15 protein-coding genes and 3 tRNA genes are annotated in these 17,696 nt (G+C 55.2%); 7 read left to right on the forward strand and 11 right to left on the reverse strand.

All coding sequences use genetic code 11. From position 1 onward, the window contains the following. Positions 1-24 precede the first annotated feature (24 nt). Positions 25-732 (reverse strand): phosphohydrolase, encoded by a 708-nt coding sequence (locus KPHS_34500; protein YP_005227750.1) that lies wholly within the window; start codon positions 730-732, stop codon positions 25-27. A gap of 42 nt (positions 733-774) precedes the next feature. After that, positions 775-951, reverse strand: coding sequence for a putative outer membrane protein N precursor (locus KPHS_34510; RefSeq protein ID YP_005227751.1), 177 nt, complete (start codon positions 949-951; stop codon positions 775-777). Between KPHS_34510 and KPHS_34520 the strand changes: the two genes are divergently transcribed. Together KPHS_34520 and KPHS_34530 are read left to right on the forward strand one after the other, a co-directional pair. Next, complete coding sequence (locus tag KPHS_34520; RefSeq protein YP_005227752.1) at positions 937-1,203, forward strand: hypothetical protein; 267 nt, start codon at positions 937-939, stop codon at positions 1,201-1,203. The two genes, KPHS_34510 and KPHS_34520, sit on opposite strands and share 15 nt — an antisense overlap. A 391-nt stretch (positions 1,204-1,594) precedes the next feature. Further along, positions 1,595-2,740, forward strand: coding sequence for an outer membrane pore protein S1 (locus KPHS_34530; protein YP_005227753.1), 1,146 nt, complete (start codon positions 1,595-1,597; stop codon positions 2,738-2,740). A 272-nt stretch (positions 2,741-3,012) separates the two neighbouring features. Here KPHS_34530 and KPHS_t00700 read toward each other — a convergent pair. Then, positions 3,013-3,102 (reverse strand) — tRNA-Ser (locus KPHS_t00700). A gap of 90 nt (positions 3,103-3,192) precedes the next feature. Between KPHS_t00700 and KPHS_34540 the strand changes: the two genes are divergently transcribed. Next, positions 3,193-3,993, forward strand: coding sequence for a DgsA anti-repressor MtfA (locus KPHS_34540; RefSeq protein YP_005227754.1), 801 nt, complete (start codon positions 3,193-3,195; stop codon positions 3,991-3,993). A gap of 100 nt (positions 3,994-4,093) precedes the next feature. Beyond that, positions 4,094-4,169, forward strand: a tRNA-Asn gene (locus tag KPHS_t00420). 489 nt (positions 4,170-4,658) lie between these two features. On the opposite strand, the gene KPHS_34550 is transcribed toward KPHS_t00420, so the two are convergent. Beyond that, positions 4,659-5,048 (reverse strand): RidA family protein, encoded by a 390-nt coding sequence (locus KPHS_34550; RefSeq protein ID YP_005227755.1) that lies wholly within the window; start codon positions 5,046-5,048, stop codon positions 4,659-4,661. A gap of 140 nt (positions 5,049-5,188) precedes the next feature. Here KPHS_34550 and KPHS_34560 point away from each other — a divergent pair, with 140 nt between their 5' ends. Next, entirely contained in the window at positions 5,189-6,109 is a 921-nt protein-coding gene (locus KPHS_34560) for a LysR family transcriptional regulator (protein ID YP_005227756.1), read from the forward strand. 384 nt (positions 6,110-6,493) lie between these two features. On the opposite strand, the gene KPHS_34570 is transcribed toward KPHS_34560, so the two are convergent. From KPHS_34570 to KPHS_34590, 3 genes are all read right to left on the reverse strand, one after another. Further along, positions 6,494-7,435 carry a L,D-transpeptidase gene (locus KPHS_34570; RefSeq protein ID YP_005227757.1) on the reverse strand — a complete coding sequence of 314 codons (942 nt, stop codon included), beginning with the start codon at positions 7,433-7,435 and terminating at the stop codon, positions 6,494-6,496. A gap of 78 nt (positions 7,436-7,513) precedes the next feature. Continuing rightward, the gene (locus KPHS_34580) at positions 7,514-8,464 is read right to left on the reverse strand and encodes a transcriptional regulator Cbl (RefSeq protein YP_005227758.1); all 951 of its coding nucleotides are present in this window, start codon (positions 8,462-8,464) and stop codon (positions 7,514-7,516) included. Positions 8,465-8,570: 106 nt separating this feature from the next. After that, the gene (locus KPHS_34590; RefSeq protein ID YP_005227759.1) at positions 8,571-9,488 is read right to left on the reverse strand and encodes a nitrogen assimilation transcriptional regulator; all 918 of its coding nucleotides are present in this window, start codon (positions 9,486-9,488) and stop codon (positions 8,571-8,573) included. Positions 9,489-9,818: 330 nt separating this feature from the next. Here KPHS_34590 and KPHS_t00430 point away from each other — a divergent pair. Then, positions 9,819-9,894: transfer RNA gene (locus KPHS_t00430), tRNA-Asn, on the forward strand. A gap of 161 nt (positions 9,895-10,055) precedes the next feature. Next, positions 10,056-11,318, forward strand: a complete 1,263-nt coding sequence (locus tag KPHS_34600) for an integrase (RefSeq protein ID YP_005227760.1) — start codon at positions 10,056-10,058, stop codon at positions 11,316-11,318. 193 nt (positions 11,319-11,511) lie between these two features. Here KPHS_34600 and KPHS_34610 read toward each other — a convergent pair whose 3' ends face one another. Genes KPHS_34610 through KPHS_34640 form a run of 4 tightly spaced genes read right to left on the reverse strand, consistent with a single transcriptional unit; the run spans position 11,512 to position 17,618 of the window. Continuing rightward, the gene (locus KPHS_34610; protein YP_005227761.1) at positions 11,512-12,816 is read right to left on the reverse strand and encodes a salicylate synthase Irp9; all 1,305 of its coding nucleotides are present in this window, start codon (positions 12,814-12,816) and stop codon (positions 11,512-11,514) included. Positions 12,817-12,843: 27 nt separating this feature from the next. Beyond that, entirely contained in the window at positions 12,844-14,124 is a 1,281-nt protein-coding gene (locus tag KPHS_34620) for an MFS superfamily transporter signal transducer (protein YP_005227762.1), read from the reverse strand. After that, positions 14,117-15,919: a permease and ATP-binding protein of yersiniabactin-iron ABC transporter YbtQ gene (locus tag KPHS_34630; protein YP_005227763.1), complete on the reverse strand. Its 1,803-nt coding sequence runs from the start codon at positions 15,917-15,919 to the stop codon at positions 14,117-14,119. Before KPHS_34630 ends, KPHS_34620 begins: the two co-directional genes overlap by 8 nt. Continuing rightward, entirely contained in the window at positions 15,906-17,618 is a 1,713-nt protein-coding gene (locus KPHS_34640) for a lipoprotein inner membrane ABC-transporter (protein ID YP_005227764.1), read from the reverse strand. The genes KPHS_34630 and KPHS_34640 overlap by 14 nt, the downstream gene beginning before the upstream one ends. Positions 17,619-17,696: the final 78 nt, after the last annotated feature.

The raw sequence follows: 17,696 nt of genomic DNA on the forward strand, positions 1-17,696 counted from the left end.
GATTTTGGCAGAGAGTACCATAAATCACCGGTCGGTTGACGCCTGCGGTGCAAAGCGGCGCAAAACCGCTTCATCCAGCGCCAGCGGCTCCCCCTGCAGCTCCGCGCTGAGCTTAGCCATAAATTCGACGAGAAAACGGGCATTATGCTGCGCCATCGCTTTCCCCTTGTCAGTTTGCATGGTTTCCGGCAGGCGCAGAAGTTTGCACTGGAAATGGTCGAGGGCATATTTGCGGTCATCCAGCGCCCGCCGATCAGCAAAAGGATCTTCGGCATCAAACAAGATGGTATTCAGAGCGCCGGCGACAGCGAAGACCCTCGCCAGACCAATGGCTCCCAGCGACTCGAGTCGATCGGCATCCTGAACTATTTTCGCCTCCAGCGTGCGCGGTGGGATCGCCGCGCTGAAGCTGTGCGCCTCGATGGCATGGCTGACCGCCGGGTAACGATCCGCAGGAAAATCAGCAAAGGCCGACTGCAGAATGGCGAGGGTTTTCTCGGCGGCCATCATCGAGGATCGACTTCGCTCCGGATGATTTTTTGGCAAGCTGACGATGTCATGAAAATAGCAGGCCGTGAGGAGTACCAGCCGGTCGACTTCCTCCCCCGCGGCCAGCTGAGTGGCGGTCGCCCAGACGCGACGAAAATGGGACAGATCGTGTGCGGCGTCATCCTGCGCATGGTGCGTCAGTATCCAGCGCTCAAATCGTTGCTGCCAGTCAACCAGGTCCATAGGCTTTCCTTTATCTGCGGGTCAGCCTCGAGCATAGCAATTTTAGCGCTGATGATCCTGCTCGCCGCGGGATGGACGCGTATACCAGACGACCGCGCCGAGAATAGAGCCAATGCCGCCGAGGACCAGCATGCCCAACAGGGCGCCAAGCCATTTCCCGGCCGTTGTTCCAAAATCACCCTCCACGCTGGCGCCGGGAACGCTGTGAATTTTTCCCACTACCCACCAGTAACGCACAATGACCCAGACACAATATCCGCAAAAAGCATACAACGCCCAGAGCGCAAGTTTCCCTCCCGGGCTGCGTTTTGCCTGCACTTCCATCTCATTCCTCTCCGTGACACAACAGACTACTGTCACTCAAAACGTGACACGCATCACATTATACCGCTAACCTGCGTCACAGGCAGCAGTTTCATCTTCGTCTTCTGCGCCTTCTCGCGACTTATGCTGCCAATGCGCACAGGCTGAAGAGATGTCCTTATTATCTCCCGTACGCTTAAAGCTATTCATTCCTTAATTATCGCAAGCTGGGTTGATAATTCCCTGGATATTTACATTCACAAAAAATAAATTTCCATAATGAATAATGCGTCTGATTATTATTTGTACAATTTATTTCATAAAATTAACAACGACCAACCAAAGATAGAATAAGGTATTGCTATATAAGAAAATAATAAATTTTGCACAAACATCCAAATTTAATATAAAGAACCACTTAGAAATATTTTGAAATGTTTAACATTATTTATTTACATATTTTATTTTAAATAAAGATGAACTTAGTCGTTAGTATCGGATCGTCATTCCGGAGGGATTGTCATAATTCATAGTAATTATTATTAAAAGGGAATATATAATGAAAAGAAAAGTACTGGCACTCATGGTTCCGGCATTATTAATGGCTAGCGCCGCTAATGCCGCCGAAATCTATAACAAAAACGGTAATAAACTGGACCTCTACGGGAAAGTTGACGGCCTGCATTACTTCTCTGACGACGCTTCAGAAGACGGCGACCAGACCTATGTTCGCTTTGGTCTGAAAGGCGAAACGCAGATTACTTCCGAGTTAACCGGCTACGGTCAGTGGGAATACAACATTCAGGCGAACACCAGCGAAAAAGAAGGCGCGAACTCCTGGACCCGTCTCGGCTTTGCCGGCCTGAAGTTTGCCGACTGCGGGTCGCTGGACTATGGCCGTAACTACGGCGTGGTCTACGACATTGAATCCTGGACCGATATGCTGCCGGAATTCGGCGGCGATACCTACACCCAGACCGACGTTTACATGACCGGCCGTACTAACGGCGTGGCCACCTACCGTAACAGCGATTTCTTCGGCCTCGTCGACGGCCTGCATTTCGCCCTGCAGTATCAGGGTAATAATGAAAACGCCGGTTCTGGCGAAGGCACTAATAACGGTGGGAAACGTAAGCTGGCGCGGGAAAATGGCGACGGTTTTGGTATCTCCAGCTACTACGATCTCGATATGGGCATCAGCTTCGGGGCAGCGTATTCGTCTTCTGACCGTACCCATAACCAGCTGGCGGCCGCGCGTAGCAGCCAGCGTTATGCCAACGGCGATAAAGCCGATGCCTGGACCGTCGGCGCGAAATATGACGCCAATAACATCTATCTGGCCGCCATGTATGCTGAGACCCGCAACATGACCTTCTATGGCAACGATAGTTTTGGCGGAATTGCCAACAAAACGCAGAACTTCGAAGTGGTCGCGCAGTATCAGTTCGACGACTTTAATTTACCGCTGCGTCCGTCCGTCGCCTATCTGCAGTCGAAGGGTAAAGATCTCTACGCCTATTCTCGCTACGGCGACAAGGATCTGGTCAAGTATGTCGACGTGGGCATGACCTACTACTTCAACAAAAATATGTCCACCTATGTGGATTATAAAATCAACCTGCTGGATGAAGACGACCGCTTCTACAAAAACAGCGGTATCGCGACCGATGATATCGTCGCCCTCGGCCTGGTCTATCAGTTCTGATCCCCGTCAAAGCCCGCGTTCAGCGGGCTTTTTTATGTTCCCGCTCCGTTGAGATCACTCTTTTCGACATTGCCGCTTTCCAGGCGTACCTTCCCTCTTTATGATGCGTTTAAGCTCGTTCGGGCTAAAAGCGGCGATAAGGTGCCAAAAGGATAAAGCGCGCTACCGCGACTCTACGCTGAAACCAGGACGATGATGATGGTGATACCCCAGCGCAGGCGTTATACCTGAAGCTAACGGTGTTATTGAAGGGAAGGTTAGAGCAAGAAAAGTGGCGGAGAGAGGGGGATTTGAACCCCCGGTAGAGTTGCCCCTACTCCGGTTTTCGAGACCGGTCCGTTCAGCCGCTCCGGCATCTCTCCGCTGTGATGGTTGCTATAATGCCAGGATCTTTGGCATTTTAATAGCTCCCGTTTCGGTAATTGTGTTCAAGTGACGACTTTGCGAGCAATATGATGTTTAAATGGCCCTGGAAAGCAGATGATGAGTCCGGCAACGCAGAGATGCCCTGGGAGCAAGCGCTTGCCATTCCGGTTTTAGCCCATCTTTCGTCCACTGAGCAGCACAAGCTCACGCAGATGGCTGCCCGTTTTTTACAGCAAAAGCGGTTGGTGGCATTGCAGGGGCTGGAGCTGACCCCGCTGCATCAGGCGCGCATTGCTATGCTCTTTTGTCTGCCGGTGCTTGAGCTGGGCATTGAGTGGCTGGATGGCTTCCATGAAGTGCTGATCTACCCTGCCCCTTTCATCGTCGATGATGAATGGGAGGATGATATTGGTCTGGTCCACAACCAGCGGGTGGTACAGTCGGGACAAAGCTGGCAACAGGGTCCTGTAGTGCTGAACTGGCTGGATATTCAAGACTCTTTTGATGCGTCAGGCTTTAACCTTGTGGTGCATGAAGTGGCGCATAAGCTTGATACGCGGAACGGCGACCGGGCCAGCGGCGTGCCGCTTATCCCGTTGCGTGAAGTTGCCGGCTGGGAGCATGATCTCCACGCCGCGATGAACAACATTCAGGATGAGATCGATCTGGTAGGCGAAAGCGCCGCCAGTATTGACGCCTATGCCGCCACCGATCCCGCAGAATGCTTTGCTGTCCTCTCGGAATATTTTTTCAGTGCGCCTGAACTGTTCGCGCCTCGCTTCCCGGCCCTGTGGCAGCGTTTTTGCCACTTTTACCGCCAGGATCCGCTGGCGCGTAGACGTGAGAATGGCCTGCAGGACGAAGGCGATCGGCGCATTGTTCACTAAAACAACGTGTTGAGCTAAATTTAGCCATTTGAATCAGCAGTTTAATTTTAGTGTTGACACAAAAATGCGAGGCCAGTAGTATGCGCCTCGTTCACACGATTCCTCTGTAGTTCAGTCGGTAGAACGGCGGACTGTTAATCCGTATGTCACTGGTTCGAGTCCAGTCAGAGGAGCCAAATTTAAAAATCCCGCTCAGGGAAACCTGAGCGGGATTTTTGCTTTCCGTGCTCCTCTCCGCTCCCCAAGCATGCAATCTTATCCTGGTGTAGGTGCTATTTTCTTGCTATGAGGCAAGCTGAACGGCCGTGAGCCCCACGCTCCCGCAAAGGCTTAAATAAAGGCGGTTTAACCGTGCCGGACCATACCTGGGTGTAAGGCAATAATGCGCGGTTCCAAAAAAGATCGGCAACACCGCCGCTTCTGACATCTCTCCGCCAGCGGGTATAAGCAGCATCGTACCGTAGGTACCGTCCAAGGTTCCGTATGTGATCCCCGCAGGTGAAAAGCAGCGATGCTGCTCCCAACCTTATGGCTACAGACTTTCGATCCGGCGGTAACCGCTGGGTCTGCCGCTGCGTAGCAGACGATCCCGATCCGGCAGTTATCTTTACAGACAGCGCGGGCTGCCCAAATGCATTTTCCACTGGCGGAAAGACCCGTAACGCTTAGGGTAGCCTGGCAATAACCTTAATCTCGAACTTAAATCCATAAAGCCACGTCACGCCGATCCCGGTCAGCGTAGGGTAAGGCGCTTCTCCCCAATATTCTGGCAGGATACTCCAGATAGCGTCGAGATTTGACTCAGGATCGACGACAAAGAGGGTAACATCAACCACGCCCTCAAACGTGCAGCCCGCCGCTGCGAGCACAGCATTAAGATTTTTGAACGCCAGCCTGACCTGTGCTTTCAGATCGTGCTCAGGCGAACCATCCTCGTGGCTACCCACCTGCCCCGAAACAAACAAGAAACCATTGGATTTGATGGCCGGTGAATAACGATTGCGCTCATAGAGCGCCTGACGACCGAAGGGAAAAACGGCTTCGCGTGCTGTCATGTTTGTACCTTTATGCTGGGGCGAAATCAGCCCGGTGAATGTAAAGACACTGTACAACGACGAGATCGGGCGGATAAACAAGCGACTTTGTCCCTCATTGTTTGTAATATCCAAACAATCGATGAAAGACAGGATAAGAAATGGATCGTTTCGATGCAATGCGCGCCTTTGCTCGGGTGGTAGAGGCAGGGAGCTTCACGAAGGCTGCCCAAACGCTTCATATGAGCAAAACCACGGTGACGCAACTCATTCAGCAGCTGGAATCGCGCCTGCGCGTCAGATTGCTCCATCGCACCACCCGCAAGCTCGGTGTGACTCCCGATGGCGCGGTCTACTACGAACGCGTCATTCGTCTGCTGGCGGACATGGAGGATGCTGAAAACAGCCTGTCCAGTGCGGCGATGACGCCCAGGGGACGGCTACGGGTGGATGTACCGAGTCCGCTGGCCCGTCTTATTCTGGTGCCGGCGCTACCGGCTTTCCACGCCCGCTACCCTGATATCCAGATCGACATGGGTGTGAGCGACCGGGAAGTGGATCTGATCGGCGACAACGTGGATTGCGTTCTGCGCGGTGGTCAAATCACCGACCAGTCCCTAATCGCACGCCATGTCGGCGATTTGCAAATCGGCGTCTACGTCGCCCCCAGCTATGTGGAACGCCTTGGCGCTCCCGCACACCCGCGCGAGCTGCAAAATACTGACCATTGCATAGTGGGATTCTTGTCCTCGCGCACCAGTAAGATTGATCCTTTGGTACTGTGCAGTGAGAATGAACGTATTGAAATCACGGGCAACTACGTACTTGCCGTGGATGATGGCAATGCTTACCTCGAAGCTGGGTTAGTTGGCTTAGGCGTGATTGCGCTGCCCAACTATATGGCGGCAGCGCATCAGGCCGTTGGCGCTTTGATTCCATTATTTACACAATGGCGGATTAGCCCAATGCCTCTGTACCTGGCGTTTCCACCGAACCGCCATGTCAACGCCAAGCTGCGCGTTTTTATTGACTGGATCGTTGAATTGATGCAGCAGCATGTCCCCATTACCAACAATAAGTAACGACATCCCAGCTCCCTGATTCGCTTATCAACGACGATGGGGTTCAGCGGTAGTGACTGTGGTCAGGCGTGTTTTGACAATAGGGATTCAGCAGAACTCATCCGTCTTATATTCTGGATAATGGCTATCATAAAGGGGATCTTCGCTTTCATGGACAATGGCAGCCAAAAAAAAGATCCTCAGTAACAATATTAAGTCCATAGATATATTTGCAGACTTTATCATCCCCTCCTGAGCATCTCCTGGCGCCCTCATTAAAACGCCATCACCGCCACTGCTGATAAGTTAAGGATCGGTTTCCCGATCCTTATTCCCAACAACGTTGAATGCATCGACAGCAAAAGAGCCTTCTTACAATAGCCGTTAATCAGACTAAACGACCCGCTACAAACTTCCCTGCGCCGCTGTGGCGCTGATATTCACCGGCATGCCGGAGCGGCGCTGCAGGGTCTGCTCGACCTGGGCAGGGCTCACTCCCGGCCCCTGGGTAAAGTCGCGCAGCGCCGAGGTCATCGGCAAGGGGACTTTTCTGTCGGATTCAAACTCCGCGCGGTTGCGCGACAGCGGCTCGTGCACCTCCAGCCAGTGACTGCCGTCCGGCTCCACGCTGTACTTCACCGGCTGATCGATCAGCTGAACCCGCGTCCCAACCGGCACGTTATCAAACAGGAATTTAATATCGTCATTGCGCAGGCGGATGCATCCCTGGCTGACGCGCAGCCCGATACCAAAGTTGGCATTGGTACCGTGGATGGCGTAGAGCCTGCCGATGTAGATCGCATACAGCCCCATCGGATTATCGGGCCCGGGGGGCACCATCGCCGGCAGCGTTTTGCCCTCTTTCGCATACTCGCGGCGGGTATTGGCGGTTGGCACCCAGGTGGGGCCTTCCTGCTTACGCTCTACTGCCGTCACCCAGTTACGCGGCGTTTCGCGTCCCGCCTGACCAATGCCGATTGGCAGGACTTCGACGCTATTGCCCAGCGGCGGGTAATAATAGAGACGCATTTCGGCAACGTTGATCACGATCCCTTCGCGCACGGTGTCGGGCAGGATCAGCTGTTGCGGAATAGTCAGCGTCGAACCGGAGCGTGGCAAATAGACATCGACCCCGGGGTTGGCTTCCAGCATATTGCTTAACCCCTGGCCGTACTGGGCGGCAAAACTTTCCAGCGGCTGGGTGTTATTGTCCGGAACGGCAATGGTAAATGCGCTGCCCACCAAACGGCTCCCCTCCGGCGGCAGCGGATAGCTGACGGCCAGCGCGCCGTGGCTGGCGAGCAGCATCAGCGCAGAACAAACTAATTTCACACGCCGCATCGTCATTTTCCCTTCCTCAGTCGCGACTCACGTGTGTGAATTATAGCGTTATTTCCACTCCCCGACCCGCTGGCCAGCATTTCCTTAAATCTGATAGTCGATTGCGGCCTCTTCCGGCTCCATCGCCTGACGCTTAATCTCATCCAGCGACAGTCCGGCATTGCACAATTCGATAAAGCGCCAAACGTAATTCCGCTGCAGCTGGCCCCGCTTCAGTCCCAACCACACGGTATTGGCATCGAACAGATGGCGGGTATCAAGACGCGTAAAGGTGTCCGCTTCCCGGGCATCACCGGACTGCTCGGCGACCAGCCCGACGCCCAGCCCCAGCTCCACGTAGGTCTTGATCACATCGGAATCCTGCGCGCTCAGCACGATATCCGGCATCAACCCCTTGCGGTTGAATGCCTCATCAATGCGCGAACGGCCAGTGATCCCCTGGCGGTAGGTGATTAACGGCCAGCGGGCGATCGCCTCCAGCGTCAGGGGAGAAACCTGCGTCAAAGGATGATCCTTCGGCACCAGCAGGCTGTGATGCCAGCGGAACCAGGGGAAAGCCGCCAGCGTCGGATCGTTGCTCAGGCGCTCGCTGGCGATGCCGATATCCGCTCCGCCGTTATGCAGCAGCGCTTCGATTTCCTGCGGGGTACCCTGCACCAGCTCGACGCGAACATCTGAGAACAGCTCGCGGAAAGCTTTAATGACCGGCGGCAGGCTGTAGCGCGCCTGAGTATGGGTGGTGGCGATAGTTAAGACGCCTGACGCATCGTTAGTGAAGAGATCCGCCAGTCGCCGAACGTTACTGGCTTCATTGAGGATCCGCTCGGCAATCGATAACAGCGCTTTACCCGGCTCGGTCATGCCTAACAGGCGTTTGCCGCGGCGGATAAAGATCTCAATCCCCAGCTCCTCTTCCAGTTCCCGGATATGGCGACTGACGCCTGACTGCGAGGTATAGAGCATATTCGCGACTTCCGTCAGGTTGTAATCCTGACGGGCCGCCTCACGGATAATTTTCAGCTGCTGGAAGTTCACCCTTTCCTCCGGGCCAATGGACTTAACGTATCTGCTATTGTTAAAGTCTGTTGTCCCAGGTAACAAATAATAAAAACCAGCAACTTATTCCTTAAGAGAATATACCCTAACTGACCAGCTGCAGTTCACGGTTTTCCAGCGATGGGCGGCTCACCAGAGACAGCAGGATCTCTTTCACCGCCTGCGCCTGCGGCGACAGACTGCCGCGAGCCGACATGTTCAGCGACAGCGACAGGCTCATTGAAGGCGTGCTGATCCGCGCCATCCAGCCGTTCGCCGCCCCGCACAGGGAACGGGCAGCGGATTCCGGTAACACCGTCGCCCCCATGCCGCTGGCGATGGCCGCGGTCAGGGTGGTAATGGATTCGATCTCGCCGATAATTTTCGCCGACAGACGACGCAGGGTGAATGCCTCGGTGACCCGCGCCCGCACTGCGCTGTAATCGCGCGGCAGGAACAGGTTCATCTCCGCCACCGCCGTGAGATCCACGCTCTGCCCCGGGCAGTCGCGGGTGCCGACCAGGTAAAGGTCTTCTTTCAGCAGCGGCTGGCTGACGATGCCTGCCACCGGCGAACGCTCATAGAGCACCGCCATATCCAGCTGGCCCGCCAGCAGCTTGTCATTCAGCGCTGTGCCGCTGCTCTCCTGCAGATAGACCATCACCTCGGGCAACTCATTGCGTACCGTTTGCAGCAACGGCATGGTAATGGCGGAGGCCGCGGTGCCCGGCGCCAGGCCGATCGACACCTGACCACGCAGCGTCTGGCCGACGTTATTGACCGCCAGCTGCGCCTGCTCGCACTGGCGCAGGATAGTGCGCGCATGGGTGTAGAGAATTTTACCGGCTTCCGTTGGCGTGACCCCTCGCTTGGTGCGTATCAGCAACTGCTGGTCCATTTCACCTTCCAGGGTCGCGACCTGTTGGCTAAGGGCCGGTTGGGCGATATGCAAGACTTCAGCGGCCTGGGTCAGACTGCCGATATCGACGATTTTCACAAAATATTTCAGTCGTCTTAAGTTCATTTTGCCTCCTGTAAGGAACGCCAGCGTCAACGCTGGGAGTATGATGCACTGGCTTTTGCAATTTGCTTGCCAGCTTTGCATTTCCTCGGCTGTCGCCCGCCGCAGGCAGTGTTATAAGGGATAGTGATAGCAATTCGGTTTTTATTTGCCCGGTAAGCAGATTGTGGTATGCCCCATTAGGGGTACATTCGCACTACAACGGTGCAACATGGTGAAAAAAACAGCGCGCGGGTGGCGATTGCTGAAATTGTCAGCAGTCGAACGCAATTCTTTGAATCAGGCTTTGACAAGGCCGGATGGCATCGTTAATATGCGCCCCGTTCACACGATTCCTCTGTAGTTCAGTCGGTAGAACGGCGGACTGTTAATCCGTATGTCACTGGTTCGAGTCCAGTCAGAGGAGCCAATTTTCTGTTTTCATGCATCCTTGCGAATCTTTATCTGATGTTGATTCAACAGGTTAGTGTGAAAACTCTTCTCGGTGCATTTTGATTTTACCCTACGCATCGGGAAAAATTGGTGGTCAAATCTGGGGTCAGGTTAGTTCGATAATGGAGTGACCCCCATATGTCCCTTACCGACGCAAAAATCCGCACCCTCAAGCCTTCTGATAAACCCTTTAAAGTCTCCGATTCTCACGGTCTGTATCTGCTGGTTAAGCCGGGTGGCTCCCGCCACTGGTATCTCAAATACCGTATTAGCGGTAAAGAATCCCGCATTGCGCTGGGTGCCTATCCAGCCATCTCCCTGTCTGATGCGCGACAGCAACGTGAAGGTATCCGTAAAATGCTGGCGCTGAATATCAACCCGGTACAGCAGCGGGCTGCTGAACGTGGCTCACGAACACCGGAGAAAGTTTTTAAAAACGTGGCGCTGGCGTGGCATAAAAGTAACAGGAAATGGTCGCAGAACACCGCCGACCGTCTGCTTGCCAGCCTGAACAATCACATCTTTCCGGTCATCGGGAACCTACCTGTATCAGAACTTAAACCCCGTCATTTCATTGACCTGCTGAAAGGGATCGAGGAAAAAGGTCTGCTGGAGGTTGCGTCCCGCACACGGCAGCACCTGAGTAACATAATGCGCCATGCGGTCCATCAGGAGTTAATCGATACGAACCCTGCAGCAAACCTTGGCGGCGTGACCACACCTCCTGTCAGACGGCACTATCCTGCCCTGCCGCTGGAGCGGCTGCCTGAACTGCTTGAACGTATTGGGGCATATCATCAGGGCCGTGAACTGACCCGGCATGCCGTTCTGCTGATGCTGCATGTGTTCATTCGCTCCAGTGAACTGCGTTTCGCCCGCTGGTCAGAGATTGATTTCACAAACCGAGTCTGGACGATACCCGCGACGCGAGAACCCATTATTGGCGTGCGTTATTCCGGCCGCGGGGCAAAAATGCGAATGCCGCATATCGTCCCCCTCTCAGAACAGTCCATCGCCATTCTGAAACAGATTAAGGATATCACCGGTAATAATGAACTGATCTTCCCCGGCGACCATAACCCGTATAAGCCAATGTCTGAAAACACGGTCAATAAGGCACTGCGGGTGATGGGTTACGACACGAAAAAGGATATCTGCGGTCACGGCTTCCGGGCAATGGCATGCAGTGCGCTGATGGAATCGGGTTTATGGGCAAAGGACGCAGTAGAACGCCAGATGAGTCATCAGGAGCGCAATACCGTGCGCATGGCTTATATTCATAAGGCAGAGCACCTAGAAGCCCGCAAAGCGATGATGCAGTGGTGGTCGGATTATCTGGAAGCATGCCGAGAATCTTATGCACCGCCTTATACAATTGGTAAAAATAAGTTTATCCCATAATATACTAACGAATCCCACACTCTGGCAAATTACCACCACCTCCACAGGAGGTGGTTCTATATAGACTTTTATCAACTTCATGACGAAAAACACCTATTTTATCCCAAAAGAAGACAATAGAGTCACAGAGGAATCAAAGAGCGACTCAATTGTCTTTGGACAGTCTGGTTGTGAGGTTAGAAAACAGTTACTCCTACACCATTAAATAGGGCGCAATGCTCGCTAATTTCTCCCGGGTTTCTGTCAGTTCGCGTTCCGGCATAGATTGCGCGATGATTCCCGCCCCCGCCTGTATCCAGCAGCGCTGGCTATCCTGAAATACGGAACGCAGAACTAGCGCTGCATCAAAGCGCGTATCGTCCAGCAGCAGGATTGCGCCGGAATAAAGCTCTCGCGGCGTCTTCTCAATTTGCATAATCGCGTTCAGAGCAGCATTTTTAGGGATACCTGAGGCGGTAATCGACGGAAACAGCACGGTAAACGCATCCCAGGCATCCTTGTTTTCCGCAAGCTGACCGCTCACGCCAGACCCCAGATGCTGAACGCTGCCGCGCTGGCGAACCGACATTAAATCTTCAACCACCACGCTGCCCGGCTGGCAAACGGCCTCCAGTTCAGCAATAGCTTCTTTGACAGAAAGGATATGCTCAAGCACCTCTTTACTGTCGTGCAGCAGTTCTGCCTCTTTCGCCTTATTATGCTCCGGGTTTCCCATGCGATCGCGGGTGCCCGCAAGCGGTTCAGTGACCACTTTATTGCCCGTCACTGACATCACCAGTTCCGGGCTAAAGCCCAGCGCTTCGCGTCCTTCCTGACGGAACATAAACGAGCGCACAGGTGTGTTTGCCTGCCGCCCGTATAACAGCGTGGCGGGCATATCAATCCGCGATGGCAGGGGAATGGCGCGCGAGACAATCACTTTGACATACTCGCCACGGCGGATCTCCGCAACGGCGCGCGCAACCTGTTGTTTATATGCCTCACCATTGAGGGCGGTATCCACCGCCAGTGGTGCGTTCTGCGTCGTTGTACCGGCCTCTTTTACCCACTCGCACAAACGTCGGCACCCGTCGGCGGAGTCCGCATAAACGGTGACATTTCCCTTTTCAAAAATAAGTTCTTCACGGGGAACGGTTAACGTCAGCAGCGGCCACTCCCCGGCGTTAAAGGCAATCCCCCGCGCATGCGCCGCAAAGTTGAACCCAACCTGTCCATATACCCGACGTCCTTTCACCTGAGGATGCGCCATAAAACGACGCGCGCAGTCGGCAATGGAATCCACCGCCCATTTTTGCTCCCCGGCATCATCAATAAATGTCGCCTGCGTTCCGTCGGCATTAATGTGCAGCCGTGCCTGGCACCCTTTGCCTAAATACCAACAGGGTTGACGCTCATAGACATAACACTCTTCTTCTGCGAACTGGCGTAAAACGCCAGAAATCGTCGGTAGCCATTGTTCCTCTGGTAACGCCAGATGTAGAAATTCACTGATTTTCATCCCTTACCTCTCTGTGTTATTCCCGGATCAATCAATTGCGCTTGTCATCAGTTCTCTTGCCGAATGCAGCCGGATATAAGCAACCCACGCCGCCAGCAACGTGAATGCCCCGGCAAACAGGAAGCAGGCCGCATAGCCAAAATGTTGAGCAACAACGCCACCGATAACGCCTGCCAGAATGGCGATTGCCGCGTCAGTACATTGAAAGAGGGTGAAGTCGACACCGGCCTGCAAAGGCGATGAAAGCGACATCAGCGTGGCGTAAAGACAGACCAGCGCGCAGGCCAGCGAAATGGACTGGACAATGACCAGACACTGGAGAATCGGCAGCAGCAGATGACCCGGCGCCATCATGAGCGTCATCACCACCGCCAGCAGCGCGATCCCCTGGACGCCATAAGCCGTCAACAGCGCTCTGCCGGGTGAGGTGTATTTCATCAGCAATCCGCCGGCCAGCGTTCCTGCTATGCCCGCTGCAATATTGCCGCCGCTGAACAGCGCGCCCAATGCGGACATGCTCAACCCATGATCCAACAACAGCGGTGCCAGAAGAGGCAGCACAAACCGCATGCCTGAATTCAGCATCAATACCAGCAGTAAGCCCAGGCGCGCCTGCTTCCTCCTTAGCGCATAACCTAACGCCGGAACATGCGGGATAGTCGCTGTTCGCGTCGGCTCCGTAATGCGCCACAGCGGGAGTGACAGCGCCATAATCAGCACCGCCATCATCAGCATGGCGACAGGCCAGCCGGATGCCGCCGACAGCATCAGGAACACCCCGCCGCCGCACATCATTCCCAGATAGCTGCCGCCGACCTGCACGCTGTTTCCCCAGCCGTAACCCGTGCGGGTCAGTTGATCGACGCAAAAGCCGTCGCTGGCGATATCAATGGTGGAGGCGACCGTGCCTGCCACCATAAACAGAACAAATAACGCGACGATTTGCGTATCGGGGAATCCCCCTTCTCGCCCAAACCAGCCAATCGCTGCGGCAATAGTCAGGATCGCCGCTAGCGCGACCTGACCACGCAGGATTAACATGCGGGAACGGCGTTCCTGGCTACCGGGCGGAAGCCGCCAGCGCTCGATCCATGGCGCCCAAATAAACTTCAGCGCCCAGGGCAGCATAAACAGGGTTGTCGCACCGGCAAGCGCCAGCGAACCGCCAGCAGCGCGCACCAGCGCGGGTAAGGACTGCATAGACAGCGCCGATACCAGACTCTGCGTCACATAGACGCCGGCAATAGCAAAAATCACCCGCCCGGTCGTCAACGTCAGCGGTTTCACATTCGACTGAACATCACTCATGCACCCACTCTCCAGACGCGGAAACCCCGTCGTCGCGCCACACGCGCGCGGCCATTTGCGCCTGCCACAGCGCCTGATAACGTCCATGATGTGAGAGCAATTGCGCATGAGTACCCTGCTCAACCACCTGTCCCTCTTCCATCACCAGAATGTTTCCGGCCCCGGCGATGGTGGATAAACGGTGAGCGATGATAATCACCGTCCGGTTGTGAACCAGGTTATCGATCGCTTTTTGCACCGCCAGCTCGCTTTCAATATCCAGCGCGGCAGTCGGTTCATCGAGAATGACGACCGGCGCGTTTTTCAATAACGCTCTGGCAATGGAAATCCGCTGGCGCTCGCCGCCCGATAGCTGGCCGCCCATCTCTCCCATTGGCGTCAGCCAGCCTTGCGGAAGACGGGAAATAAACTCAAGGCACTGCGCCGCTCGGGCGGCCTCTTCTACCTCCTGCCGCGTCGCCTGTGGGCGCGCGATACGGATATTCGCCAGCAGCGTGTCATCAAACAGCCAGACATCCTGGAAAACAACAGAAATCAGGCTATTGAGCTGTTCCGGCGTCAGGCGGCGAATATCGACGCCGCCAATAGAAATCTGCCCTTGCTGCGGATCGGCATAGCGCATTAACAGTTTGGTGACCGTAGTTTTGCCTGCGCCGGAGGCACCCACCAGCGCGCTCATACTGGCTGCCGGGAACGTCAAAGAAACATGATTAAGCGCGTGGCCGTCGCCTTCTTCGTAGCGATAGCTGACGTTGTCAAAGCGGATATCGTAACGTTCCGGCATCTCGCTTTGCTCTGCGACGGGAAGCGGTGCTATCGCCATAAACCGCTCAATCCGTTGCAGGGCGCTGGCGATCAGTTCCACAACCGAGGTGTAGCTGATAAACATCGCCATCGGTTCTGCGAAGCGCATAATCATCGCGACGGCGGCAATCAAAAAGGCGAGGTTCAGAGTGCCCGTCACTACCCAGACGATCCCGGATAACACCACCACCTGTAGGCCCAACTCCACGACGCTGGCGATCAGCATCGTCGCGCCAGCGCCCTGACGGTGAGTGCGGGTCTGTAAGTTTTCCAGCGCATTGAAATGCGCCAGCAGCGCCCGGCTTTTATCGGCATCGCTGCCGCAGGTGCGCAATACCATCATCCCCTGAGCAAATTCAACGATATCGCCGCTCAGACGCTGGTGCGCTTCCCCCAGCGTCTGCATTTGTCGCCGCATCGCCGGGCGGCGCCAGTAATAAAACGGCACCAGCAGAGGGAAGATCAGCAACATCACCAGCCCCAGCCGCCAGTCTATCCACAATGTCGCCAGCGACGCCGTCAGCGGCGTGACAATGGTGAGCAGCAAAATATTGGCTATCGCAATAACATAATTGAGGTTTTCATCCACGTTGCCCAGCAGCAAGGCGTTCATTTCACCCGCCCTGCCGCGCTGGAGCTTCTCCAGCGGCACGCGGCGTAACTGCTCGCCAAGTCGCAGGCGCAACTCATGGGTGGCCTGCGCCAGATGACCACGGTATTCAAAGCCCAGGCCATACCAGCGTAGCACCAGCGTCACAATTGCGGCGACGCTGAAGGCCATAGCCCAGTTAAGAAGTTGCGGCGCGTCTCCCCGTAACAGCGCATCAATGATCGGATAAAGACAGGCAAAGGCGATCCCCTGCATGAATGCCGCCAGCAACAGCGCCAGCATACTGCGTCGCAGCATCCTGGCCTGACTGCCAACGCTGGAGATAAGCTGGCGCCAGATGACGCGCCAGGCCAGGTTATCCGCAGGATTATTGTCTTTCATTTTCCACCACCTCTTCCTGTGTTCCACCCGGCACCCAATGCTGCGCCTGCTGATAGTGTTGCCAGAGCCGTTGATACAGGCCGCCCTGCGCCAACAGTTGCGTATGGTTCCCCATTTCCCTGAGCTGTCCGTCGGAAAACAGCAATATCACATCGGCCTGAGTCACCATTGAGAGACGATGCGCGACCATGATGACCGTCCGGCCACGCATGGCCGCCGCGAGCGCCTTGATAAGCGCCGCTTCGTTTTCCGGGTCAGCAAACGCCGTCGCCTCATCGAGCACCAGGATGGGGCGATCCTGCAAAAGCGCCCGGGCGATAGTAATGCGCTGCCGCTGGCCGCCGGAGAGAAATACCCCACGTTCCCCGACTCGTGTGTTGTAACCTTCTGGCAGAGCGCTAATAAAATCATGGGCCTGCGCCACTCTGGCCGCCGCTATTACCGCCTCCAGCGGCGTATCCGGCGCGCCCAGACGAATGTTATTGGCTATCGTGTCGGCAAAAAGGAAGTTGTCCTGAAACACAAACGAGAGTTGCTTCATCAGGGTGTCCGTCTGCATATCACGCAGATCCACGCCGCCAATACGGATATGGCCTTTGTCCGGGTCGGCGTAACGCAGCAGCAAGCGCGCCACGGTGCTTTTTCCGGCGCCGCTTGGCCCGACCAGCGCCACAATTTGCCCGGCAGGCACATGAAAGCTCACCTCCTGCAACGCGGCGCCAGTACGCGCTTGCGGATAATGAAAGCTCACCTGCTCAAAGGTAATGCTCGCCTCTTGCGGCTGCTGGTCAGACTGCGGCAGCGATAACTCCGGCATCGCGAGAACCTGATAAATACGCTGAATGCTTAAACGCGTTTGCGCGACCAGGTTATTGAGCATCATCATTGGCATTACGGCTTCGGCCATTCCGCTGCCCAGCAGTAAAACGGCCACCCACGCGATAAAATCGAAACTGCCATAGTGCAACAGGCCGTATCCCGACCAGATCAGGACAAACAGGGTCGGGAGAGGATTCAGAATCGAGAAGGAAAAACGCGCTGAAAAACCGGCTTTGCGATACCAGGTTTTGAGCACATCGACCCACTCTTCAAGGGCGCGTTGATAGCGCAGAAAACTGGTGCTGCCGCTATCAAACGTTCTCACCACGGGCATGGCCTGCACGAACTCAATAACCGCCGCGCTAACCTGCTCGCGCGCCTTATGATAACGCTGAGCCATATCTTCCGAACGCTGGCGGGCGAGCACGAGAACAACCGATCCAAACGCCAGTACCCCCAGCGTCGCGATTGCCAGCCGCCAGTCCAGCCAGAACAAGATAACGATTGTCGCCAGCGGCATGATGATCGCGCGGGCATAGAGCGGCGTGCTGTCGGCCACAAAAATATGTAACGACTTCACGTCATCCAGCATCACTTTCGCCACTGACCCGCTGCCCATTTGCTGTAACACGCCAGGCGGAAGCTGCAATGCTTTACGGGCTAACCTGCTGCGCAGAATGTTCTCCAGATGAAAAGCCGCGTAATGAGAGGTGTTGAACGCCTGTAAGCGCAGAACAAAAGTTAAGACCACGCAGCCGATCACGCCGCCCAGCGGCCAGGCCGGAATAGCGTCAGGCGTCGCGCGAATGTCACGCAGGCTCCACGCCAGAAAAAGGAGCGCCCCCAGGCTGGTTAATGCCGCCAGCCCCGCCAGCGCCATAGCTAAAATAACCTTCCTGCGAACCGGTGTAATCACCTGCCAGAGAGGAAATCGGGACAGCGATTCAGTATTGGATGA

It is taken from the genome of Klebsiella pneumoniae subsp. pneumoniae HS11286, from assembly GCF_000240185.1.
In the GTDB taxonomy this organism is placed as follows: Bacteria; Pseudomonadota; Gammaproteobacteria; order Enterobacterales; family Enterobacteriaceae; genus Klebsiella; species Klebsiella pneumoniae.

Coding starts and splice junctions, on each gene's coding strand:
- KPHS_34500 (YP_005227750.1), bottom strand. CDS start 732: ATGGACCTGGTTGACTGGCAGCAACGATTTGAGCGCTGGATACTGACG.
- KPHS_34600 (YP_005227760.1), top strand. CDS start 10,056: ATGTCCCTTACCGACGCAAAAATCCGCACCCTCAAGCCTTCTGATAAA.
- KPHS_34640 (YP_005227764.1), bottom strand. CDS start 17,618: ATGGCGCTGGCGGGGCTGGCGGCATTAACCAGCCTGGGGGCGCTCCTT.
- KPHS_34610 (YP_005227761.1), bottom strand. CDS start 12,816: ATGAAAATCAGTGAATTTCTACATCTGGCGTTACCAGAGGAACAATGG.
- KPHS_34630 (YP_005227763.1), bottom strand. CDS start 15,919: ATGAAAGACAATAATCCTGCGGATAACCTGGCCTGGCGCGTCATCTGG.
- KPHS_34590 (YP_005227759.1), bottom strand. CDS start 9,488: ATGAACTTAAGACGACTGAAATATTTTGTGAAAATCGTCGATATCGGC.
- KPHS_34530 (YP_005227753.1), top strand. CDS start 1,595: ATGAAAAGAAAAGTACTGGCACTCATGGTTCCGGCATTATTAATGGCT.
- KPHS_34540 (YP_005227754.1), top strand. CDS start 3,193: ATGATGTTTAAATGGCCCTGGAAAGCAGATGATGAGTCCGGCAACGCA.
- KPHS_34620 (YP_005227762.1), bottom strand. CDS start 14,124: ATGAGTGATGTTCAGTCGAATGTGAAACCGCTGACGTTGACGACCGGG.
- KPHS_34560 (YP_005227756.1), top strand. CDS start 5,189: ATGGATCGTTTCGATGCAATGCGCGCCTTTGCTCGGGTGGTAGAGGCA.
- KPHS_34550 (YP_005227755.1), bottom strand. CDS start 5,048: ATGACAGCACGCGAAGCCGTTTTTCCCTTCGGTCGTCAGGCGCTCTAT.
- KPHS_34570 (YP_005227757.1), bottom strand. CDS start 7,435: ATGACGATGCGGCGTGTGAAATTAGTTTGTTCTGCGCTGATGCTGCTC.